The organism is Monashia sp. HAY1-11D, assembly GCF_056868035.1.
This window is the reverse complement of the sequence record NZ_CP200320.1, coordinates 2,002,046-2,024,292: the sequence shown is the minus strand read 5'-3', so window position 1 is coordinate 2,024,292 and position 22,247 is coordinate 2,002,046. Positions and strand designations below refer to the sequence as shown.

21 protein-coding genes are annotated in these 22,247 nt (G+C 74.0%); 9 read left to right on the top strand and 12 right to left on the bottom strand.

Going from position 1 to position 22,247, the window contains the following annotated elements; translation table 11 throughout:
- Position 1: 1 nt before the first annotated feature.
- The 4 genes from AC1VM9_RS09410 to pdxY form a co-directional block, all read right to left on the bottom strand.
- On the bottom strand, positions 2-1,066 hold the full coding sequence (locus tag AC1VM9_RS09410; RefSeq protein WP_483122433.1) for a YdcF family protein: 1,065 nt from the start codon (positions 1,064-1,066) through the stop codon (positions 2-4).
- Positions 1,067-1,162: 96 nt separating this feature from the next.
- Positions 1,163-1,624 carry a hypothetical protein gene (locus tag AC1VM9_RS09405; protein ID WP_481340286.1) on the bottom strand — a complete coding sequence of 154 codons (462 nt, stop codon included), beginning with the start codon at positions 1,622-1,624 and terminating at the stop codon, positions 1,163-1,165.
- A gap of 121 nt (positions 1,625-1,745) precedes the next feature.
- Positions 1,746-2,966 carry an ATP-binding protein gene (locus AC1VM9_RS09400; protein WP_481344803.1) on the bottom strand — a complete coding sequence of 407 codons (1,221 nt, stop codon included), beginning with the start codon at positions 2,964-2,966 and terminating at the stop codon, positions 1,746-1,748.
- Positions 2,967-3,190: 224 nt separating this feature from the next.
- Positions 3,191-4,039 (bottom strand): pyridoxal kinase PdxY, encoded by an 849-nt coding sequence (gene pdxY / locus AC1VM9_RS09395; protein ID WP_483122432.1) that lies wholly within the window; start codon positions 4,037-4,039, stop codon positions 3,191-3,193.
- A 72-nt stretch (positions 4,040-4,111) separates the two neighbouring features.
- On the opposite strand from pdxY, the gene AC1VM9_RS09390 reads away from it, so the two are divergent.
- Positions 4,112-4,441, top strand: a complete 330-nt coding sequence (locus AC1VM9_RS09390) for a rhodanese-like domain-containing protein (protein WP_483122431.1) — start codon at positions 4,112-4,114, stop codon at positions 4,439-4,441.
- Positions 4,442-4,468: 27 nt separating this feature from the next.
- Here AC1VM9_RS09390 and AC1VM9_RS09385 read toward each other — a convergent pair whose 3' ends face one another.
- The 3 genes from AC1VM9_RS09385 to AC1VM9_RS09375 are packed head-to-tail and all read right to left on the bottom strand — an operon-like array spanning position 4,469 to position 7,250.
- Complete coding sequence (locus AC1VM9_RS09385) at positions 4,469-5,221, bottom strand: hypothetical protein (protein ID WP_483122430.1); 753 nt, start codon at positions 5,219-5,221, stop codon at positions 4,469-4,471.
- Positions 5,222-5,273: 52 nt separating this feature from the next.
- Entirely contained in the window at positions 5,274-6,134 is an 861-nt protein-coding gene (locus tag AC1VM9_RS09380) for an Fpg/Nei family DNA glycosylase (protein ID WP_483122429.1), read from the bottom strand.
- A 12-nt stretch (positions 6,135-6,146) separates the two neighbouring features.
- Positions 6,147-7,250, bottom strand: coding sequence for an App1 family protein (locus tag AC1VM9_RS09375; RefSeq protein WP_481340274.1), 1,104 nt, complete (start codon positions 7,248-7,250; stop codon positions 6,147-6,149).
- A gap of 68 nt (positions 7,251-7,318) precedes the next feature.
- Between AC1VM9_RS09375 and AC1VM9_RS09370 the strand changes: the two genes are divergently transcribed.
- From AC1VM9_RS09370 to AC1VM9_RS09355, 4 genes are all read left to right on the top strand, one after another.
- Positions 7,319-7,963 carry an N-acetyltransferase gene (locus AC1VM9_RS09370; RefSeq protein ID WP_481340272.1) on the top strand — a complete coding sequence of 215 codons (645 nt, stop codon included), beginning with the start codon at positions 7,319-7,321 and terminating at the stop codon, positions 7,961-7,963.
- Positions 7,964-8,013: 50 nt separating this feature from the next.
- Positions 8,014-9,042, top strand: a complete 1,029-nt coding sequence (locus tag AC1VM9_RS09365; protein WP_483122427.1) for a hypothetical protein — start codon at positions 8,014-8,016, stop codon at positions 9,040-9,042.
- Between the two features lie 41 nt (positions 9,043-9,083).
- Positions 9,084-11,009 carry a penicillin-binding transpeptidase domain-containing protein gene (locus AC1VM9_RS09360; RefSeq protein WP_483122426.1) on the top strand — a complete coding sequence of 642 codons (1,926 nt, stop codon included), beginning with the start codon at positions 9,084-9,086 and terminating at the stop codon, positions 11,007-11,009.
- 127 nt (positions 11,010-11,136) lie between these two features.
- Complete coding sequence (locus tag AC1VM9_RS09355) at positions 11,137-11,724, top strand: hypothetical protein (protein WP_483122425.1); 588 nt, start codon at positions 11,137-11,139, stop codon at positions 11,722-11,724.
- A 79-nt stretch (positions 11,725-11,803) separates the two neighbouring features.
- On the opposite strand, the gene AC1VM9_RS09350 is transcribed toward AC1VM9_RS09355, so the two are convergent.
- A complete protein-coding gene (locus AC1VM9_RS09350) occupies positions 11,804-13,864 on the bottom strand; it encodes a M4 family metallopeptidase (RefSeq protein WP_483122424.1) in 2,061 nt (686 codons plus the stop codon).
- A 334-nt stretch (positions 13,865-14,198) separates the two neighbouring features.
- Between AC1VM9_RS09350 and fdhD the strand changes: the two genes are divergently transcribed.
- Both fdhD and AC1VM9_RS09340 read left to right on the top strand, forming a co-directional pair.
- A complete protein-coding gene (fdhD, locus tag AC1VM9_RS09345; protein ID WP_483122422.1) occupies positions 14,199-15,050 on the top strand; it encodes a formate dehydrogenase accessory sulfurtransferase FdhD in 852 nt (283 codons plus the stop codon).
- 54 nt (positions 15,051-15,104) lie between these two features.
- On the top strand, positions 15,105-15,443 hold the full coding sequence (locus AC1VM9_RS09340; RefSeq protein WP_481340260.1) for a YciI family protein: 339 nt from the start codon (positions 15,105-15,107) through the stop codon (positions 15,441-15,443).
- A 139-nt stretch (positions 15,444-15,582) separates the two neighbouring features.
- Here the strand turns inward: AC1VM9_RS09340 and AC1VM9_RS09335 are convergent, their stop codons facing one another.
- Both AC1VM9_RS09335 and AC1VM9_RS09330 read right to left on the bottom strand, forming a co-directional pair.
- Positions 15,583-17,217, bottom strand: coding sequence for an ABC-F family ATP-binding cassette domain-containing protein (locus AC1VM9_RS09335; RefSeq protein ID WP_483122421.1), 1,635 nt, complete (start codon positions 17,215-17,217; stop codon positions 15,583-15,585).
- The gene (locus AC1VM9_RS09330; RefSeq protein WP_483122420.1) at positions 17,214-18,440 is read right to left on the bottom strand and encodes a molybdopterin molybdotransferase MoeA; all 1,227 of its coding nucleotides are present in this window, start codon (positions 18,438-18,440) and stop codon (positions 17,214-17,216) included. The genes AC1VM9_RS09335 and AC1VM9_RS09330 overlap by 4 nt, the downstream gene beginning before the upstream one ends.
- Positions 18,441-18,541: 101 nt before the next feature.
- Here AC1VM9_RS09330 and AC1VM9_RS09325 point away from each other — a divergent pair, with 101 nt between their 5' ends.
- Entirely contained in the window at positions 18,542-18,769 is a 228-nt protein-coding gene (locus AC1VM9_RS09325; RefSeq protein ID WP_483122419.1) for a VOC family protein, read from the top strand.
- Here the strand turns inward: AC1VM9_RS09325 and AC1VM9_RS09320 are convergent.
- Positions 18,756-20,129 carry an L-serine ammonia-lyase gene (locus AC1VM9_RS09320; RefSeq protein WP_481344808.1) on the bottom strand — a complete coding sequence of 458 codons (1,374 nt, stop codon included), beginning with the start codon at positions 20,127-20,129 and terminating at the stop codon, positions 18,756-18,758. The genes AC1VM9_RS09325 and AC1VM9_RS09320 overlap by 14 nt on opposite strands.
- A gap of 167 nt (positions 20,130-20,296) precedes the next feature.
- Between AC1VM9_RS09320 and AC1VM9_RS09315 the strand changes: the two genes are divergently transcribed.
- A complete protein-coding gene (locus AC1VM9_RS09315) occupies positions 20,297-21,265 on the top strand; it encodes an ornithine cyclodeaminase family protein (protein ID WP_481344809.1) in 969 nt (322 codons plus the stop codon).
- Positions 21,266-21,442: 177 nt separating this feature from the next.
- Here AC1VM9_RS09315 and AC1VM9_RS09310 read toward each other — a convergent pair whose 3' ends face one another.
- Positions 21,443-22,243: an SRPBCC family protein gene (locus AC1VM9_RS09310; RefSeq protein WP_483122417.1), complete on the bottom strand. Its 801-nt coding sequence runs from the start codon at positions 22,241-22,243 to the stop codon at positions 21,443-21,445.
- Positions 22,244-22,247 lie beyond the last annotated feature (4 nt).

Here is a 22,247-nt window from a genome sequence, read left to right as displayed (position 1 = left end):
GTCAGCCGGCGACCGCCCGGGCCGCTCCGGCGCTGGAGGCCACCCACAGCAGCAGGCCGACGGCGTTGACCCAGGGGTGGTGGGTGACGGCGGCGGCGACCTCGCGCAGGAAGGCGCTCGGCAGGAAGGACCACGGGGTGCGGGCCGGGCTGACGTCGGCGTCGATGCCGAGGCGACGGGTCAGCAGCGCCGCGCGGCCGGCGTGGTAGCTCGACGTCACGACGCGCAGCCGCCCCGTGACGCCACGCTCCTCGAGCAGGCGCAGCGACCGGACGAGGTTCTCCTCGGTGGTCGTCGCCCGGTCCTCGGTGACGATGCGCGCCGGTTCGACGCCGCGGTCGAGGAGGTAGGCCGTCATCGCCGCACCCTCGGACACCGGCTCGTCCTCACCCTGGCCGCCCGAGGGCACGAGCAGGGGGCAGCGTCCCTGGGCCTCCTCCGCGCGGAGCAGCGCGAGCGCGGCATCGAGCCGGTGGGCGAGCACCCGCGGGACCTGGCCGCCCACGAGCCCCGACCCGAGCACGACGATCGCGACGGGCGCGGGACGCGGCGCGCGACGCAGGTAGGCGACGCAGTACAGCAGGTAGCTGACGATCACGAGGGCCGGGTAGCCGGGCAGGAGCAGCACGACGAGGCCGACCGCCGGCAGGGCGGTCGACCCGGCGCCGGCGCGGGTGCCCGAGCCCGCGCCGAACCAGACGAGAGCCACGCCGAGGGCCGTGGCGCCCGTCATCGCGACGCCGACGACGAAGGACAGGAGCGTGCCGAGGGTGCGGCCCTCGGGGCCCACCAGGCGCGCGCCGTTGACGACGAGCACGGTGCCGACGACGAGTGACACCGCCCACGGCAGGGTGAGCGCGACGACGCCGTCACCGAGCGGGCCGTCGAGTGCGTCGAGCGGCTGGAGGAGCGCCACGGCGGCAAGCCAGCCCGCGGCGGTGAGCGCAACACCGATGCGCCACCGCCGGGGGTCGCGGCGCCGCCACCACCCGGCGATCCCGAGGAACGCGATCGTGAGGGCGAGCGCGACAGCGGGACCGACGAGGTGGGTCACGAGGTGGGTCACGCGGCCGGACCCCGGGCGACCCCGTCACCGCACCGACGCCCCGGTCCGCTCATGCGCCCCACCCTAGGGTGCGCACCCACAACGGCCGTGTCGCCGTCAGGAGCCGGGCTCGTCGGTGTTCTCCAGGTGCGCCGCGAGGGCGCCGAGCGCGGCCGGCTCGCAACCCGCGGCCCACGCCGCGTAGGCCGACTCGCGCGCGGCGGTGTGCGCGTCGGGCTTGAGCGCGGCGATGACCGAGGCGACCGCCTTGGCCTCTGCGCACTCGTCGTGCAGCCGCAACGTCTCGGGGTCGGGGTAGCCGGCGTCGGGGTCCAGGCCCCCGTCGCACGCGGCGTCGAGGCGGCGCTCGAGCTCCCACAGGCTGACGAGCTCATCGATGCCGGGCCCCGCGGCGATGCCGTCGCGCGCGATGTCGAGGGCGGTCCGGTCATGGACGCCGGCGACCCCGCACGCGAGCCGCGCCGCGGCGAAGGCGAACCGACGGGCACCGCCGCTGCTCGCGCGACCGATGCGCGCCGCGAGCGCGGGCGCGACCGATTCGAGGCGATGCGTCGGCACGACGTCTCCCGGGGTGGACGGCGGGTCTGCGGACGCTCCCGTACGTACCCGGTCGCGGCTACCCGTCGTCATCGTCGCGCGTCCCGGCGCCGGCGAGGCGCTGGGCCCGGCCCGAGCCCGGTCAGGACTGCGTGCGCAGGTAGCGGCCGAAGTGCGGGACGGTGAAGGCGATGAGGCCGCGCTCACCGGAGTAGATGAGGCCCTTCTTGATGAGCGAGTCACGGGCCGGTGACAGCGACTGCGGCTTCCGGCCGAGCACCTCGGCGACGGCCGACGTCGGTACGGCCTCACGTTCCTCTGCGTGGGAGTCCTCCTGCGGCGCAGCGGGTTCGGCGATGGCGGCGTCGGCCATGGCCCGCAGGTACTCCCGCTCGGCGGGGGTCGCGCGCTCGAAGCGGGAGCCGAAGAACCCGACCGCGAGCTCGCTCTCGGCCTCGGGTACCGCGACCCGGATGTCCTGGGCGGTGACCGGCGAGGTGGGGGCGACGTCCCACACGACCTTGCCGTAGGCCTGGATGAAGTACGGGTAGCCGGCGGTCACGGCGTACATCTCGTCGAGCGCCTCCGGCGTGAACGCGCAGCCCTCCTCGGCCGCCGGCCCGACGAGGGCGTGGTCGGCGGCCTCACGCGGCAACCGGTCGATGCGCGAGTAGCGGAACAGCCTCTCGGAGTAGGACTTCGAGGCGGACAGCACCGCGGGCAGGTGGGGCAGGCCGGCGCCGACGACGATGACCGGGAGCCCCGACTGGGAGATCTCGTGGCAGGCCGCGCACAGCGCCGAGACGTCGTCGGGGTCGAGGTCCTGCATCTCGTCGATGAAGAACGCGATGCCCTTGCCGACGTCGGCCGCGAGCCCCCCGATGTCGGTGAACAGCTCGACGAGGTCGATCTCGATGTCACCGCTGTCGGCCCGGCCGGACACGGTCGGCACGTCGATGCCCGGCTGCCACCGGTCGCGCAGCCGGGCACCCGGTGGGTTGTCGCGCAGGGCGAAGGCCTTGATCGTGCCGAGCACCTGGTCCACGACCTCGCCGCGGGGGTGGCCCAGCTCACGGACGGCCTGGTGAGCGGCCGCGGCGAGCGGGCGGCGCAGCCGCTGGTCGGGCCGCGCCTCGAACTTGCCGGTGCCCCAGTCGGCCCGCACGGCCGAGGACCGCAGGGCGTTGAGCAGGACGGTCTTGCCGACGCCGCGCAGGCCGGTGAGCACGATCGAGCGCTCGGAGCGTCCGCGCGCGATGCGCTCGAGGACGACGTCGAAGGTGCGCAGCTGCTCGTCGCGGCCCGCGAGCTCGGGCGGACGCTGGCCCGCGCCCGGGGCGTACGGGTTGGTGATCGGGTCCACGCTCGGAGGCTATACGTCTGTCTACGCTTCACCGGAGACATCCGCATACGGGGCGAGAGCGTGTCGGCGGTCGCGCCGGATCCTGCCCGGATCCGCGGGAGGTCACTCTTCGGTGGAAGCGAATTCCACTGAAAACAGGACAAAAAGGCGCCGTTCCGCACGGTCAGGGGTGGTCATGCGGAACGGCGCGCCTGTGACTATAACGGCTCTGGGGGCCGAGTGGGTCATCGAACCCGCACGATCTCGAATTTCTCGTCGGGGTCGGCGATGGCGTCCTGCTCGGCGACGAGCAGCATCTCGTCGGAGCCGCTGGCGTGGGTCCGCTCGAGCACCGCGTACATCGTGGCGGCAGTGCGCCGCAGCGCCGCCTCGGGCCCGTCCGTGAGGTGGTGGGCGAGGAAGACCGCCGCGGTGACGTCACCACCTCCGCGGACCGTCATCGGCAGCATCGGCGTCGTCACGAGCCAGGCGCCGTCGGCGGTGATGCACGCCATCTGGATCGAGCCCTCCGGGGTGTCGGAGGTCAGGGCGCTCGTCACCAGCACGACGGCGGGTCCCGACGCGCGCAGGTGGTCGGCGGCCGCGAGGAGGTCGTCCTGGCTCTCGACGCTCCGGCCCGAGAGGAACTCGAGCTCGAACTGGTTCGGCGTCACGATGTCGGCCCGCGGGACGACGTGGTCGCGCATGTACTCGGGGATGCCCTCGCGGACGAAGAACCCGCGCCCGACGTCGCCCATGACCGGGTCGCAGCAGTAGACCGCGTCGGGGTTGGCGGCCTTGACACGGGCCACCGCGTCGAGCACGACCTCGCCGACGGACTCGGCACCCTGGTAGCCGGAGAGCACCGCGTCGATCGAGGGGAAGGCGCCCCGCTCCTCGACACCGGTGATCACCTCGGCGACGTCGGCCGGCGGGATGAGCGGGCCGCGGGTCGCGCCGTAGCCGGTGTGGTTCGAGAACGTCACGGTGAGCACCGGGTAGACGTCGTGGCCGAGGCGCTGGAGCGGGAAGACCGCCGCCGAGTTGCCGGCATGGCCGTACGCGACGTGGGACTGGATCGACAGGATCTTCACCGCGCTCACGATAGTGCCGGCCCGTGGTGGCCCGGTCGTGGCTCGGTCGTGGCCCGGTCCGGTCGTGTCACGATGGAGGGCATGAGCATCCCGACGACGACCGTCTCCGAGCTGCCCGACGACGCCGTCATGGTCGACGTGCGCGAGCCCGACGAGTGGGCCGCCGGCCACGCCCCCAACGCCGTCCACATCCCGCTCGGTGAGCTGCCCGCCCGCCTCGGTGAGCTGCCCGACACCGACGAGACCGTCGGCATCGTGTGCCGCATGGGCGGCCGCTCGGCCCGGGCCGTCCAGTGGCTCGTCATGCAGGGCTACGACGTCGCCAACGTCGAGGGCGGCATGCTCGAGTGGGAGCGTGCGGGCAAGAAGGTCGTCGCCGACGGCGACCCCCGCATCATCTAGCCGCAGGGCCGGGGCGACGGAGCAGGCTCAGGACACCGGCACCGTCAGCGGGTCGGTGCACACGAGGGCGGCACCCGACGGGGCGGCCACCGGGGCCTGGAGGACGCCGCGCACCGTCGGCGAGGGCCGCAGCTGCGGCCCCCCCAGGCCGACCTGCACGCAGAAGGAGAAGGCACCTGCGGCCGGCGGCAGCGGGTCCTGCGGCGCGGTGAAGGCGGCACCCGGGACCGCGAGGGCGAGCGGCGTCGGCACGAAGGCGCGGCCGGTGAGCGTCCCTCCGGCGGGCAGCGCGCGGGCCCCCATCGTCGGCGCCGCGGCGAAGCGCACGTTCGGCGCCGTCGCGAACCCCTGCTTGCTGACGCGCACCGTGCCCTCGTGCGCGTAGACCCACGCGTGCTCGCGGTCGACGTCGGCCGGCAGGACCGCCGAGCCGAGCGAGTCCGGCACGATGTCGTAGGCGGCGAGTGGCCTCGACCCGGTGTTGGTCAACGTGTACTCCACGACGACGCCGGGCTCGGCCTTGACACCCCTTGCGTGCGCCGGTGCGCCGGGTGCCGCGCTCGCGACGAGCCGTACCCCTCCGGCGCTGCCCGTGGCCCGACCCGATGCACCCGCGCCGGTGCCGTCGCTCGGCGCCGGCAGGGTGGAACCGACGACCGTCGTACCGTCGGAGGACCCCGAACCTGGCGACGCGACGGAGCCGCACGCCGCCGTGGCGAGGACGGTCAGCAGGGCGGCCGGCAGCAGGGCGGTGGAGGGGGCGCGAAGGATCGGCTTCATGACGGTGCAGACAACCACGGCGACCGAACCGTTGCACTCCGGACGAACCGGGTCACTTGAGCAGCTTGGACATCCGCCGGTCGGCGAGCGGCTTGCCACCGGTCTGGCACGTGGCGCAGTACTGCAACGACGTGTCGGCGAACGAGACCTCCCGCACGACGTCGCCGCACTCGGGACACGTCTGCCCGGTGCGGGCGTGCACGCGCATGCCGGCGCGCTTGGCGTCCTTGAGCTCCTTGGCCGGCTTGCCCGAGGCCGTGGCGACGGCCGAGGCGAGCGTCTCGCGCAGCGCACGGTAGAGCCGGTCGACGACGTCGGGCGCGAGCGACCCGGCGATGGCGAAGGGGCTGACCTTCGCGACGTGCAGCACCTCGTCGGAGTAGGCGTTGCCGACCCCGGCGATGACCTCCTGGTCGCGCAGCAGACCCTTGATCTGGGTGCGGCGACCCTCGAGGATCTCGCCGAACCGCTCGCGGGTGAAGTCCTCGGCGAGGGGGTCCGGGCCGAGGCGGGCGATGCCCGGCACCTCGTTCGGGTCGCGGACGATGTAGGCCGCGAGCGACTTCTTCGTGCCCGCCTCGGTCAGGTCGAAGCCCGAGCCGTCCGACAGCCGCACCCGCAGGGCGATGGGCGACTTGCCCGGCCGCAGGACCGTCGCCGGCAGCTGGTCGGACCAGCGCAGCCAGCCGGCGCGCGCGAGGTGGAAGACGAGGTGGGTGCCGTCGGCGTCGATGTCGAGGAACTTGCCGTGCCGGTGGACGCCGTCGACGGGCACGCCCTCGAGCGCCTGCGGCGGCGGGTCGAACGTCTTGAGGACGCTGAACGAGGCGAGCTCGACCGTGGCGACGGCAAGACCGGCCGTCCGCTCGGCGAGGAAGTCGACGAGTGCCTGCACCTCGGGCAGCTCCGGCATGGCGTCAGTCTGTCACCCGGTGGCGACGTCGCGGCCCGGACGCGACGGCTGCTGGTCGGCCGCGACCGGCTCGCCGACCCGTCCGTGGTCCTCGAGGAGGCGCAGCAGCTCGTGCCCGTCCGGCGCCGAGAACGTCTGGACGGTGCGCGCGGCCCACGGCCGCAGCGGCGGGTCGAGCTTGATGGGGTTGGACAGGACCTGCTCGGCCGGCGTCAGCTGCCGGATGCAGATGGCGTCGACCCGGTCCGGGCGTGCCTCCGCGAACTCGGAGTAGAGCGCGGGGTCGTGCTGGCCGTCGTCGCCGACGAGCAGCCACGTGATGTCCGGGAAGTCGCGGGCCAGGCGGTGCAGGCAGGTGCGCTTGTGGTCCTGCCCGCTGCGGAACCAGCCGGTGTTCGTCGGACCCCAGTCGGTGAGCAGCAGCGGCCCGAGCGGGAACCCGTTGTCGACGAGGAACCGGGTCAGGGTCGGCGTCGTGTTCCACGCGCCCGTCGACACGTAGACGATGGGTGCACCCGGGTGGGCGGCGAGCACGCGCCGGTAGAAGGGCGCCATGCCGCTGACGGCGCGGCGCGTCTTGCCTCGGCGCACGAAGGTGTTCCACGCCGCGATCATCGGGCGGGGCAGCATCGTCGTGATGACGGTGTCGTCGATGTCGCTGACGATGCCGAACCGCACGTCGTCGCCGACGATGAACACGTCCGCCGGCACCGGGTCGGCCCCGCGCGCCTGGACGACCACCTGCTGCCACCCCGGCGCCAGGCCGTGGTCGTGGGCGACGAGGTCGACGTACCCGCCGCGGTCTGTGCGGCCGTAGACCTCACGGTCGCCGATCGTCACCGTGACGGGGACACCGCTCGCGTGGGCCGTGACGAAGACGCGCCAGCCGCGGTCGTAGCGCGCGGGAGCGAGCGCGCCGGTGGCGTCCTGACGGCTCGGCGGGCCGGCCTTGCCCCTGCGCTGCAGGATGACTCGGGCGAAGACGCGGACGAAGTCGGTGGACCCGTAGCCGATGTGCGTGACGACCTTGTTGCCCCATCCACGTCCGCGCAGGACGCGCTCGACCTGGCGGTCGACCGCGTCCTCGACGACGGCGGCCGCGTGCGGTCGGGACATGACCCGACCCTACCGGCAGTGGTCATCCCGTGGACGACGGCGAGCGCGCGGCGGACCGGAGGGGTTGTATGGAGCGCGTGCACCCGATCGCCTCCGTCCTGACCCACGCCGCCACGGGCCACTTCCCCGCCGTCGACGGTGCCTGGCGGCGCGTCCCACCGTGGCGCGAGGGCATCGAGGGCGTCATCGCCTTCACGGGCCACGCCGTGCTCGCGGTCGCCGACGACGTCCACGACGACCACCTCGACGGGCTCGGGGCGGACGGCTTCGGCGGCGCGAGCAACCCGCGCGTCGTGTCGGCCCTCGCCGCGGGCGGCTGGATCGACTCCCTCGATGTCGTGCTCGTCGCGCGTGGCCGCGGCGGCGAGCCGGCCCTCGTGCCGCGCAGCGACCTGCGCAACCACCCGCGCGCCGAGCACGCCACCGCGGTCCGCAGCAGCGTCCGCACCTTCGGCTACCCGCAGGCCCGCGACAAGACCCTCGTCACCCTGTCGCTGGGGCTCGGCGGGCTGCCCGAGGTCGGCGTCGAGACCGACCCGGCGCGGGAGCGGTCCGGCACCGAGGTCGTCCGCGACAGCCTGACCCTCGTCCCCGAGGACGAGGTCGTCGTCGCGACGTGTGCGCCGGGCAACGCGCGGGCCCTGCGCGCTTTCCTCTCAGCGGGATTCGAGCCGGTCGCGTCGGTGCAGCTGTGGCGTCCGGAGCGGGGTTGACGGTCGTCGGAGGACTGGCGCGGGCGCGCCCGACGTGATCGGATCTCCCGGTGGACACCGCTGCCCGCCGCTTCAGCCCAGAGGCACGACTCCGGTACGCCCGCACCCTCGTGTGGCCCGTCGCGCCCCTCGCCGCGACCGCCTGGTGGGTCGTCGGGGCGCTGCCCTGGATCGTCGACGCCCTCGGCGCGTCCTCACCCCGGTACTGGGTCGCCGACGCCGTCACGGGTGAGGCGAGCGGGGGGTACGTCACGCTCCTGCCGTTCCGGACGGTGTTCCTCCCGCTGCTGCTGGCGATGACGCTCGTCGGCGGCGCCGCTGCCGGTCTCTGCGTCCGTTGGGTGCGCCGCGACGCGGGACGAAGGGTGCTGCCCGCGGCAGCCGCCGTGGTGGGTGCGCTCGCCGCCACGGCCTACTCGGTGGTCCAGTCGGCGGGCGCGACCCGGCAGCTCGGCAGCGACTTCGACCGGGACGACCGCGTCCTGGTCGGCATCGCGGCCGTCGCCGTCGCCGGTTCCCTCCTCGGGGCCGGGCTCGGTGCGGTCATGGCCCTCGCACGGCCGGGCGTCGCGGCCCTCGCCGCGGCGCCGGTGGCCGTGGCGGCCGGGGCCTGGACGACGCGCCTCGTCGTCGTGGCCCTCGGCGCCGAGGATGCCGGCTCGGTCGTCCAGTGCACCGCGCCCGCCACCGTCGGCCTCGTCGCCGGACTCGCTCTGGCCCGGGTCGGCGGCACGAGCCGCCGACGCGTCGCCGGGTGGGCCGGCGTCGTCGTCGCCGTCGCCGTGACCCAGGCCGCCTCGGCCGCGTTCGAGCACCTCGCCGGCGGGCTGCGCACGGGTGTCGGCCTCCCCGGGACGCTGGGCGGGCTCGCGGCGGACGCGCGCGGTGTCTTCGTCACCGCCCTGCTGCCCACCCACCTGTCGTGGTGGTGGCTGCCCGTGGCCCTCGGCGTGGCCCTCGTCGTCGCGCCGCTCCGGTCCCCGGTGCCCGTCGCTCCCGTCGTCACCGGCGCCACCGAAGCCACCGAAGCCACCGGCGCCGCGCCGGGGCGCGTGCCGGTCGACAGCACGACGCGGTGACCGGCCGATCCGGCGTGGCGCCCGCCCCGTACGGTGGGGCCATGCTGCCCAGGACCGGGATGAGGAGAGCCGCGGCCGCCGCCGTGGCTGCGGCCGTCGTCGGCGGCCTCGGCGCCGGCTGCTCGATGTTCGAGCAGCCGCCCGCGCCCGACGACACCGCTCGCGCGCTCGCCGCCGGCCTGAGCAGGGCCGACGTGACGGGCGTCGCCCTCAGGGGCACCACGGCGCAGAAGGTCAACGCCTTCCTCGCGGCCGCCTTCAAGGGCATGGACGGCAAGCGTCCGGCCGTGACCCTCCAGCGGATGACCCACGCCGAGGGCTCCGAGCGGGCCACGGCCACCTTCGCGACGACGTGGGACGTGTCCGCGTCCCCGACCGACTGGACGTACACGACGCAGGCCGACCTCACCCTCGTCGACGGCACGTGGCAGGTGACGTGGAGCCCGCGGGTCGTCGCGCCCGACCTGCGCTCCGACGAGGGCCTCGCCCTGGCGCGCACGTGGCCGCGACGCGCCGACATCCTCGACCGCAACGGCGCCAAGCTCATGACCGAGCGCGAGGTGGCCGTCGTCGGCATCGACAAGACGAAGGCGTCGGGGTCCGCCGCCACGGCGTCGGCGCGCCGGCTGGCGGCGCTCGTCGGCGTCGACCCCGGCCGCTACGCCGCGAAGGTGTCGCAGGCGGGCAGCAAGGCCTTCGTCGAGGCCATCACCTTCCGCGCGGACGACCCGACGCTGACGAGGAACGCCCAGGCCATCGACCGGGTCCCGGGCGCCGTCACCGTGCCGGCGCTCCAGGTGCTCGGTCCCAGCCGCACCTTCGCGGCGCCCATCCTCGGCACCGTCGGGGAGGTGTCCGCCGAGGACGTCACGCGGTCCAAGGGCGTCCTCGAGGCCGGCGACACCATCGGCAAGAACGGCCTCGAGTACCGCTACGACGCCCAGCTGCGCGGTCGGCCGGGCCTCGCCGTGCAGGCGGTCCGGCGCGGCGCAGACGGCAGCGTCCTCGACAAGCGGGAGGTCTTCGCCGAGCAGTCCACGGACGGTACCCCCGTCACCGTGACGCTCGACGAGAAGCTGCAGGCCGCCGCCGAGGCGGCGCTCGCCCGCCAGACCCAGCGCCCCACGGCCCTCGTGGCCGTCCGCATCTCGACCGGTGAGGTGCTCGCCGCCGCGGTCGGCCCCGGAGCGAACGGCTCGACGCTCGCGCTCGCCGGCCGCAACCCTCCCGGCTCGACGTTCAAGATCGCGAGCTCGCTCGCCCTGGTCCGCAAGGGTGCGACGGCCGCGACGACGCTGCCGTGCACCGACTCGATCACCGTCGACGGCCGGCGCTTCAGCAACTACACGACCTACCCGAAGCAGCACCTCGGTGACATCCCGATGCAGACCGCCCTCGCGTTCTCGTGCAACACGGCCTTCATCAGCCAGTACCGGAAGGTGAGCCAGGCCGAGCTGGCCACGGCCGCGCAGTCGCTCGGCATGGGCGAGAAGCTCGACCTGCCCTTCACCGGCTTCCTCGGTTCGGTGCCCGCCACCGACGACACCGTCGAGCACGCGGCGTCGTTCATCGGGCAGGGACGCGTCGAGGCGTCGCCGCTGACGATGGCCCTCGTCGTGGCATCGGTCGTCAAGGGCCAGACGGTCCGGCCGGTGCTCGTCAAGGGCAGCCCAGCGCTGCCGGCGCCGGCGACGCCCCTGCGGCCGGAGGAGGCGCAGGTGCTGCGCCAGGAGATGCGGGCCGTCGTGCAGGAGGGCTCCGGCACCGTGCTCGCGCCGCTCGGTGTCGAGTACGCCAAGACCGGCACGGCCGAGTTCGGCACGAAGAACCCGCCGGACACCCACACGTGGATGGTCGCCGCACGCGGCGACATCGCCGTCGCCGCCTACAACGAGGTGGGCGACAACGGCGTCACCGGCTCGGCACCGTTCATCATCGACTTCCTCGAGCGGACGAACGTCCGCTGACGCCCCACGCCCGAGACGCCACCCCCGCGGCCGGACGTGGCCCGCCACCGGAAAGTTGATCGAAGCGTTGCCTCCACCGACCGCGTCCTCCGTGCGCCGGCCCCGGCCGGGGTCCACGATGGGACCCATGGGGCGCGCAGGCCGGTGCCTGGGACTGGCAGCCGTGGCACTCCTGCTCGCAGGGTGCGGCGTCGACGTGCCCTCCACCGACGGCGACTTCACGACACCACCCGCACCCGCCGGCGCCGAGGCGTCGACGTCGCCGGCCTCGACGAGCGCCGAGGACAGCATCGGACCCGAGTACGGGCCACAGTTCCCGCTGACGCTGCGCCGCACCGGGGGCGTCGCCGGCTTCGACGACCGCATCGTGCTGCGCGCCGACGGCAGGCTCCTCGTGGAGACCCGATCGGTGCACGGCCGCGTCTGCACCCTCAGCGGCCCGCAGCTGCGCCAGGTCGTCGGTGCGCTGAGCACGCTGCGTCTGGGGCCCTGGAGCGGCACCGTCGGCCCCGCGGGTGGGAGCGGTTCCGCCGACCCGGCCACCACGGCCGCGAGCGACCCCATCACCATCTCGGTCACCGACGACCGCTCGCGGGCCGTCGACCTCACCGACCCCTCGGTGGGCGAGGCCGCGGGCCTCGTCGGCTCGCTCGTCGCGGACGTGACCCTGTCCTCGCCCGCCACGACGCGCTGCGCCGACCCGCCCTCTCCCTGAGGACGCGGCGAGGCCGGTGTGCCGCGTGGGCGACACACCGGCCTCGCGTCGAAGCGTGGAGGGGAGGTGACAGGGTGGGTCAGAAGTTCGTCGACACGTCGTCGACGACGAAGCTCGTCTGGAGCGAGGAGTCCTCGTTCATCGCGAACTTCAGGGTCACGTTGGTGCCCTTGTAGGCGGTGAGGTCGATCGTCTTCTGGACGTAGGAGGCCTTCGGCGTCGACAGGTTCGAGTAGCTGTGCTTCGTCACGCCGTTGATCTGCACGGTGGCCGTGTCGTAGGCGGTCGTGGTCGTCGTCTCGGCCGTGTCGATGCGGATGTAGTACGTCAGCGTCGGGGACGTCGCCGTCGAGGGGACCGCGAACGTCTGCGACTCGTTCTCCGAGGCGGTGCTGCCGTTGCCACCGAGCCACAGCTTCCAGGACCCGGTGCGTGCGGGTCGGCCCGTGTTGTTGGTGATCGGGCCGGATGTGCCGGTCCAGCCGGTCTGGCCGGACTCGAAGCCACCGTTGGTCAGCGAGCCGCCGGTGGGCGGGGGCGTCGTGCCGCCGCAGGTCTCGGTGCTGGCCGGGGCGGCGATGGCGCCCATGGCCTTGTCGACCGCGGTGCACTCGGCCGAGCCGGCGCCGTAGAGGTCCTTGGCCGCCTTGATGACGCCGGTGCGGGCCGCCGCGTAGTTGCTGCTCGAGGTCAGGTACGTCGAGAGGGTGCGGTACCAGATCTTCTCCGCCTTGAGGTGGCCGATGCCGGTCACCGTCGAGCCGTCGCACGTCGGGCTGTTGTAGCTGACGCCGTTGATCGTCTTGGCGCCCGAACCCTCCGAGGCCAGGTAGTACCAGTGGTTGAGGGGGCCGGAGGAGTAGTGCGGGTCGAGGCCGCCGAGCGAGCTGCTCCAGCAGTCCTTGGAGCCGCCGTCCTTGCTCGGCTTGTCCATGTAGCGCAGCGGCGTGCCGTTGCCGTTGATGTCGATCTCTTCACCGATGAGGTAGTCCGGCACGTCGCTCGGGTTGTTGGCGTACCACTCGACGCCGGTGCCGAAGATGTCCGAGGTCGCCTCGTTGAGGCCGCCCGCGTCGCCGGTGTAGGCCAGGCCCGCGGTGTTCTCCGTGACGCCGTGGCTCATCTCGTGCCCGGCCACGTCGAGCTCGACGAGCGGGGAGGCGTTGTTCGCGCCGTCGCCGTACGTCATCTGCGTCCCGTCCCAGAAGGCGTTGACGTAGTTCTGGCCGTAGTGGACACGGCTGCGGGCGCCGGTGCCGTTGTTCCAGATGCCGGCCCGGCCGAGCTGGGTGTTGTAGTAGTCGTAGGTCTTGCCGGCGCCGTAGTGGGCGTCGACGGCCGCCGACTGGCGGTTGCTCTGCGACCCGGTGCCCCAGACGTCGTCCGCGTCGGTGAAGGTCGTGCCGGTGCCGCTCGTTGCCTGGTTGAGGTCGGTCGCGTAGTTCCCGTGCGTGTCCTTCATCGTGTACGCGCCTGAGGTGCCCGACGTCGCGAGGGACACGGTGCCGACGAAGATGCCGTTGCCCGTCCCCTCCTTGATGTCGTCCCAGCTCGTCAGCGTCCGGCCGGTGTTCGCGTCGACGATCGTGTGCAGGCGCGTCGGCGTCTGGTCGGCCTTGATGCCCTCGGTGACGACCTCGTAGGCCAGCTTCGGGCCGGTGGCCGACTGGAAGACGACGAGCTCGCCGGGGGTGGCCCTCTCGTCCCGAGTCGCCTGGGCGGCTGCCAGGCCGGCGGCGTGGGCCGTGCTGCGGGCGATCTTCGGCGAGAACGAGGCCGGGGTGACGTCCTTGCGGATGTTCCAGGTCACGCTCCGGACGGCGCCGGACGCGTCCTTGTGGCTGACGAAGTCGCCGCCGATGACGCGCAGGCCGCCCACCGTGCGCTCGTACCGGACGTGCGTGGCACCGTTCGGGTCGGCGATGACCGACTTGACGGTGAGCGCCTCCCCCTTGAGGCCGAGGGCGCTCGCGGTGGCCGCCGCGCGGGACTGCTCGGTCGCCTTGAGGGTCTGCGACTCGGGGGCGGGTGCCTTGTCGTGGCCGCCACCTGCCGCTGCACCCGCCGGGATTGCCGGCGAGATGGCCAGCGCGAGGGCCAGCAGGCCCCCGGTCGCCAGCCCGGACTTCAGTCGATTCACTGGGAACTCCTTGTCAGGATGCGGCTCGGTCGGCCGCCTCGGAGAGGTGTCCCGGCCGTCTCGCTGGGTGAGATGCGGCGGAACGAGCGCGACGCTCCCAGCCGTCCGGAATTCGGGTCAACGGGGCTTACCAAGTCTTTGCCAAACCCGGTCCAAACGCTGAGTAACGGCTGGCGACAGGGAGATTCGCGACTGGCGGGCGCTTGGCCGATCTCCCAGACTGACCCGCCGAGAGGCCGTGACGACGCCCCGCCACCGGCGTCGGCGCGGGGCTCGTGACGGCGTCGGTGGACGGCGCGTCGCACGGCCCGTCGGGTCTCCTAGGCTGGACGGCATGGGACGGGTCACGGTGCGGCGGAAGGTGACGACGGTCGACGTCGCCGCACCCCCGGAGCGCACCCGGACGACCCGACCGGACACCCTGACCGTCGAGGAGCCGCTCGAGATCCGCGTCGGGGACACGCCCCTGACGGTGACGATGCGCACGCCCGGGCACGACATCGAGCTCGTCCACGGGTTCCTCCTGTCCGAGGGCATCATCGGCGCGGCCGAGGACGTCTCGCTGGCCCGGTACTGCGCCGGCGCGGTCACCTCCTCCGACAGCGGTTTCGACGAGAACACCTACAACGTCATCGACGTGACGCTCGCCCCGGGCGTGGCACCGCCCGAAACGTCTGCGGCCCGGGCCTTCCTCACCTCCTCGTCCTGTGGCGTGTGCGGCACCGCGAGCATCGAGCAGCTGCGCACCCGGACCGCCTTCGACGTCGCGGCCGACCCGATGACCGTCACTGCATCGACACTGCTCGGCCTGCCCGACGCACTGCGCGCCAGGCAGCAGTCCTTCGACCGCACGGGCGGCCTGCACGCGGCGGGCCTGTTCACCTCCGACGGCGAGCTGCTCGCGGTGCGGGAGGACGTCGGGCGGCACAACGCCGTCGACAAGGTCGTCGGCTGGGCCATGCTCCAGGGGCGGCTGCCGGCCGCCGGGTGCATCCTCATGGTGTCGGGTCGCGCCTCGTTCGAGCTGGTCCAGAAGGCGGTCGTGGCAGGGATCCCCTGCCTCGCCGCGGTCTCGGCTCCGTCCTCGTTGGCCGTCGAGCTCGCCGAGGACGCCGGCGCGACCCTCGCCGGCTTCGTGCGCGGCACCCGCTTCAACGTCTACACCGGCGCCCACCGCGTCACCTGACCCGCCCGCTGCCGCCCACAGCCGCACAGCCGCACAGCCGCCCGAGGAGCAACCGTGCCCGTCTTCGCGATCCACTACACCTACCCCGACGACCCCACCGAGATGCTGACGGTGCGGCCGGCGCACCGCGAGTGGCTCACCTCCCAGCCGGGTCTCCTCGTCGGAGGCATGTACCAGGCGGGGCTCGACGAGGTGAGCGAGGGCGAGACGACCGACCAGGAGCCCGCCAACGCCGCCCTCATCGTGTGGTCGGGCGAGTCGCTCGAGGCGGTCAGCGCCACCTTCGACCAGGACCCGTACTGGCAGGGCGGCTACGTGCTGCGACGCGTCATCCGCGAGTGGGACCCGCCGCTCGGCCCGTGGGTCGCCGACGCGACGAACTCCCCCGCCTGACGCGTCGGACCTCCCTGCCCGACGAGGCGGTCACGGCGACAGCGCACAGACGGCGCCACGTCGAGGCACCACGTGGCGCCCTGTTGCGGCGCGTCGCCGCCGATCGCCACGACAGGATGCCATCTGGCGCGTCGTCGCGTCAGAGGCGGGTGACGCGACCGTGCTCGACGTGCCAGCGCTCGTCGAGACGGACGTTCTCGAGCAGGCGACGGTCGTGGCTGACGAGCAGCAGCGCGCCGTCGTAGGACTCGAGCGCCTCCTCGAGCTGCTCGATGGCCGGCAGGTCGAGGTGGTTGGTCGGCTCGTCGAGGACGAGGAGGTTGACGCCGCGGGCCTGCAGCAGCGCCATCGCGGCGCGGGTGCGCTCACCGGGCGACAGGCGCCCGACCCGGCTGGCGACGTGGTCGGCCTTGAGCCCGAACTTCGCGAGCAGCGTCCGCGCGTCAGCGGGTGCGAGGTCGGGCAGCGCGTCGCCGAACGCGTCACCGAGCGGAAGGTCCTCGCGCAGGCCGGTTCGGCCCTGGTCGATCTCTCCGACCGCGACGCTGGCCCCGAGCGAGGCCCGACCCTCGTCGGGGGCGACCCGGCCGAGGAGCAGTGACAGCAGGGTCGTCTTGCCGGCACCGTTCGGGCCGGTGATGCCGATACGTCGGCGCGCCTCGACCTGAAGGGACGCCGGCCCGAGCGTCCAGTCACCTCGGCGCACGAGGGCTCCGTCGAGCGTCGACACGACGCTGCTCGACCGCGGCGCGGCGGCGATGCCGAACTTCAGCACCCACTCCTTGCGCGGCTCGGCGACCTCGTCGAGCCGGGCGATCCGCGACTCCATCTGGCGCACCTTGCGGGCCTGCTTCTCGGCGGAGTCCTGCTGGGCGGCGCGACGGACCTTGTCGTTGTCGGGGCTCTTGCGCATCGCGTTGCGCACGCCCTTGGACGACCACTCGCGCACCGTACGGGCGCGCGCCTCGAGCCCGGCCTTCGTGCCGGCGTACTCGTCGTAGGCCTCGCGCGCGTGCCGCCGTGCGCGCTCACGCTCGTCGAGGTAGGACTCGTAGCCGCCGTCGTGGACGTGGACGGCGTTCTGGTGCAGGTCGAGCTCGACGACCCGGGTGACGCACCGGGCGAGGAACTCCCGGTCGTGGGACACGACGACGATGCCGCGACGCTGGCCGGCGACGAACGCCTCGAGCCGGTCCAGCCCCGCGAGGTCGAGGTCGTTCGTGGGCTCGTCGAGCAGCACGACGTCGAACCGGCTGAGCAGGAGCGCGGCGAGCGCGACGCGAGCCGCCTGGCCGCCGGACAGCGACGTCATCGGGGCGTCGGTGCCGACGTCGAGGCCGAGCTCGGCGAAGACGGCCGGCAGCCGGTCCTCGAGGTCCGGTGCGCCGCTGGCCAGCCAGTGCTCGAGGGCGACCGCGTACCGGTCGTCGGCGGCCGGGTCCGTGCCCAGCTGCGACGCGGCCTGCTCCATCTGCGCGGTCGCCGCTGCCGCGCCGGTGCGGCGCGCCACGTGGCCGGCCACCGTCTCACCGGTCACGCGCTCGTGCTCCTGGGGCAGCCAGCCGACGAACGCGTCGGCCGGCGCGGTCGTGACGCTCCCGGCGAGCGGCACGTCCACACCGGCGAGCAGGCGCAGCAGCGTCGACTTGCCGGCGCCGTTGGGGCCGACGACACCGACGACGTCCCCGGGCGCGACGGTCAGGTCGAGGTGCTCGAAGAGGGTGCGGTGCGCGTGGCCGCCGGCGAGGTCCTTGGCGACGAGGGTCGCGGTCACAGCGGGTGCACCGTGACGACGTCGCCGTCGATGAGCTCGTCGACCGGCTCGGGCACCTCGACGAGGCAGTTGGCCGCCGCGAGCGCCGTGAGGTGACGCGCGTCGGGCGCACGCACCGTGCCGTCGGGCGACAGGACGCTCGTCAGCAGCTGGAGTCGTCCCGCTCGGGTGCGCCGGCGGGGCCCCCGGTACGTCGCGCTGACCGGCACGCGCGGCGGCGCACCGTGCCGGGCGTCGAGCGCGGGCCGGACCAGCACGTGGAAGGCGACGAACGCGCCGGTCGGCGTGCCGGGCAGGCAGACGACCGGCGTGGAGCCCCAGCGCCCGAGGCCCTGCGGCCCGCCGGGCTGGAGCGCGAGGTGGACGAAGCGGAAGCCGTCGACGGGCTCGCACACCTGCCGGACGACCTCGTGCGCCCCCGCGCTGACGCCGCCGGTCGTCACGACGAGGTCGACGGTCGGTGACGCGTCGAGCTGCTCGAGCAGCCCGCGGAGCACGGCCGGCTCGTCGGGGCAGGTGTCGATCCGGGCGAGGGTGGCGCCGGCGGCCTCGAGGAGGGCGGCGACCATGTCGGAGTTCGACTCGTGGATGCCTCCCGGACCGGGGTCGAGGCCGGGGTCGGTCAGCTCGGCCCCGGTGGCGACGACGGCGACCCGGGTGCGCCCGTGGACCTCGGCGTGGACGCAACCGGCGGAGCGGGCGAGCGCGATCACCCCCGGCGTCAGGACGGCGCCGGCCACCGCGACGACGCCGCCGGCGCACAGGTCCTCGCCGCGCAGGCGGACGTGCTGGCCGGGCTCGACCGGTCCGGTGACGGTGACCGACGCCGGCGCCGGACCGGTGCGGGCGGCGTCGGTGCGCTCGACCGGAACGACCGCCCGGGTCCCCTCCGGCAGCCGGGCGCCGGTCATGACCCGCGCGGCCTGGCCCGGGCCGAGGCTGAACGTCGGCGCGTCACCGGCGGCGACGTCGCCGATGACGGGAAGGGTGGCGGTGGGCGCGTCATCCGGGTCGTCGGTCAGGTCGGCGGTCAGGTCGGTGGCCAGGTCGGCGGTCAGGTGCACCGCGTAGCCGTCCATGGCGCTGTTGTCGAAGCGCGGGAGGTCGTCGCGGGCGAGGAGGTCGGCCGCGAGGTACCGGCCGCGCGCACGGTGGTCGAGCACGACGCGCTCCACGGGCGCGACACCGAGCAGCTCCGCCACTGCGGCGCAGTGCTCAGCCACGGAGACGTGGTGTGGGTGGTCGCTCGGCACGCGGCAAGTCTGCCGCACCGCGGGCGGACACCGCGGCCGGGTCTGCGCCGGTGGCTCGTTACGGTCGGTGGATGCCTTCCGCACCCATCCGGCGGCACGTCGGCCAGGTCTTCGTCCCGGTCCGCGACCTGGCGCGCTCCGCGCGCTGGTACGGCGAGGTGCTCGGCTTCGAGCCGGACGCCGCGTCGCACGACGGCACGATCCTCGACATCCCCGTGCAGGACGGCCCAGGGATCGCGCTCGACGCCACCCGCCCCGACTTCACTCCCGAGCGCACCCGACGCGTCAGCACTCGATGACGTTGACGGCGAGGCCACCACGGGCGGTCTCCTTGTACTTCACCTTCATGTCGCGGCCGGTCTCACGCATCGTCTTGATGACCTTGTCGAGGCTGACGACGTGCGAGCCGTCGCCACGCAGCGCCGTTCGGGCCGCCGTGATGGCCTTGACCGAGGCGATGGCGTTGCGCTCGATGCACGGGATCTGGACCAGCCCGCCGACCGGGTCGCAGGTCAGGCCGAGGTTGTGCTCCATGCCGATCTCGGCGGCGTTCTCGACCTGCTCGGGGGTGCCGCCCATGACGGCGGCCATCGCCCCGGCCGCCATCGAGCACGCGGAGCCGACCTCGCCCTGGCAGCCCACCTCGGCGCCGGAGATCGAGGCGGTCTCCTTGTAGATGACGCCGATGGCGCCGGCCGTCAGCAGGAACCGGACGATGCCGTCGCGGTTGGCGCCCGGCACGAAGTTGGCGTAGTAGTGCAGGACGGCCGGGATGATGCCGGCGGCACCGTTGGTCGGGGCGGTGACGACGCGTCCGCCCGAGGCGTTCTCCTCGTTGACGGCGAGAGCGTAGAGGGTGATCCAGTCCATGCCGCGCAGCGGGTCGTCGGTGCTGCCCTCGACCCGCAGCCGCCGGGCCAGCTCGGGGGCCCGACGCCGCACGCGCAGGCCACCGGGGAGCACGCCCTCGGTCTCGATGCCGTTGCGGACGCACTCCTTCATGACGGCCCAGATCTCGAGGAGCCGCTCGCGGACCTGCTCCTCGGTGCGCCACGACAGCTCGTTCTCGAGCATGATCCGGGCGATCGACTTGCCCGTCTCGCGGCAGTGCGCGAGCAGCTCGTCGGCGGTCCGGAACGGGTGGGCGACCGGCGTCGAGTCCTCGACGATCCTCGAGGACCCGTCGGCGTCCTCGCCGACGACGAACCCGCCGCCGACCGAGTAGTACGTGTGCGAGGCGACGACCTCGCCGGACCCGTCGAGCGCGGTGAACGTCATGCCGTTCGGGTGCAGCGGGAGGGCCTTGCGCCGGTGCAGCACGAGGTCCTCGTCCTCCACGAGGTCGATCTCGTGCTCGCCGAGGAGGCTGAGGCGCCGGCGCGACCGGATGTCGGCCAGGCGACCCTCGACGGCCCGCGGGTCGCACGACTCCGGCCGCTCGCCCGTGAGGCCGAGCAGGACCGCCTTGTCGCTCCCGTGCCCGTGGCCGGTGGCGCCGAGGGACCCGAACAGCTCGGACCGCACGCGCGCGACCTCCCCCAGGCGTCCCTCCTCGCGCAGCCCCTCGGCGAACAGCGCGGCGGCCCGCATGGGCCCGACGGTGTGTGAGCTCGACGGCCCGATGCCGATCGAGAAGAGGTCGAAAACGCTGAGCGCCATGCTGTCCTGACTTCGTGTCGTCGTTGACGTCTGCCACCCGGGGTGGTGGGTGACCGCTCGACTCTACGTCCACCCGCTGGCCGGACGCACACGCCTCGACGCGGCCCCTCCGAGCGGCGCCGCTGCCCTGCCGCGCGGACGGCCCGCGGGTGACCTAGATTCGAGCCGTGCCGCACCCCACGCCAGCGCAGCCGCGCTGGGTCGACGCCACGGCCGTGCGCCGGGCGCTCTCGCCGGACCGGGCCCGCCGCCTGCTCCGGCAGGCGCTCGTCGACGGCCTCGACCCGGCCGTCGACCCGCCCCGCCAGGCCCTCGGCACCGACGCGGGACAGCTGCTCGTCATGCCCTCGGCCAGCCGCACCGCCGCGGGCGTCAAGGTGCTGTCGGTCGCGCCGGGCAACGGCGCCCGCGGGCTCGAGCGCATCCAGGCCGTGTACGTGCTCATGGACGGCGAGACGTTGACGCCGAGCGCACTCCTCGACGGCGCGGCGATCACCTCGCTGCGCACACCCGCGGTGTCGGCGGTCGCGGTCGACGCGCTGTCCGCGCCGGAGGTCGAGTCCGTCGTCATCTTCGGCAGCGGACCCCAGGCGCTCGGGCACGCCGAGGCGCTGCTCGCCATCCGGCGTCCGTCGTCGGTGACCGTCGTCGGACGCCGACGCGACGCCGCCCGGGCCACGGCCCAGCGGCTGTCGGGTCTCGGCACGAGCACCCACCTCGGGACGCGAGCCCTGACGGCCGACGACCACGAGGTCGAGCAGGCCGTCCGCGAGGCGCAGGTCGTCGTCACCGCGACGTCGTCCGCGACCCCGGTCCTCGAGGACGCGTGGGTCACCGACGGCACCTGCGTCGTGGCCATCGGCTCCCACGAGGCACACCGGCGTGAGCTGCCGGGCCGGCTCCTCGGGCGCTCCCTCGTCGTCGTCGAGGACGTCGCCACGGCCCGCCGTGAGGCGGGGGACGTCATCCTCGCCGCGGCGCAGGGCCACCTCGCCTGGGGGGACGTGCGTGACCTCCGGGACGTCGTCCTCGGCCGGGTCGAGCGGGTGACCGACCGGCCCACGGTCTTCAAGAGCGTCGGCATGGCGTGGCAGGACCTCGTCGTCGCCGAGCACGCCGCGCGGAGCCGGGACTGACCCCGTGTTGCGCGCCCGCGGGTTCGGCGCAATTCCTGCGACGCCGCCGCCGTTCCGAGCGACGATGGCCTCCGCGCCACTACTGGCCCGTCACCCGGCGTCGAGCAGCGGCCGGGCGACGGACGAGGGCCCATCCACCGGATGCGGATGGGCCCTCGTGTCGTGCGTGGGCCCTGGTCAGTCGCCGCGCCGGCCGATGAGCCAGCCGACGAGGGCGCCGACGAGCGCCGCCCCCGCGTACGGCGCGTAGCGCTGCACGAGGACGGGCAGGACCGCGGTGCCGAGGTCGAGCGCGTCCTGGCCACCTGCCCGGGCCGTCGACGCCTCGGGCGCGGCGTCGGCCGAGGTGACGCCCGCGGCCGGCTCCGACGTCTGCGACGCACCCGACGGCTGTGACGCCCCCGACGCCTCCGACGCCCCAGAGGCCCCAGACGCCCCGGACGCCTCCGACGCCGCGGACGCCGCCGAGGCCCCCGACGACGCCGAGGCCTCGGCCGTCACCGGCGCCCCTGTCGCGTCGGCCTGCTCCGTACCCGCGCCGCCGAGCTGCTTCTCGATGCACGCGACGAAGGCCTGGAGCAGCTTGTCCGAGACGTCCTGCATGACCCCGCGGCCGAACTGCGCCGGCTTGCCGGTCACGGCGAGGTCGGTGACGACGTCCGCCCGGGTGCCGTCGAGGTCGGGGCGCAGGGTGATCGTCACCGTGGCCCCGGCCGTTCCGTTGCCCCGCTTGTCCTTGCCCTTGGCCTCGATGACCGCGTGGTGCACGAGGTCGTCGCGTTGCACGATCGACCCCGACCCGGAGTACACGAGGGCGATGGGCCCGAGCTTGACCTTGACCGTGCCCGAGAAGGTGTCGTGCGTCGTGTCGGTGACCGTGGCACCGGGGAAGCAGCCGCCGACGCGCTCGAGGTCCATGAACAGGGCCCACGCGTCCTCGACCGAGGTCGGCACCGTGAAGGAATGGGTCAGCTCCACCGGC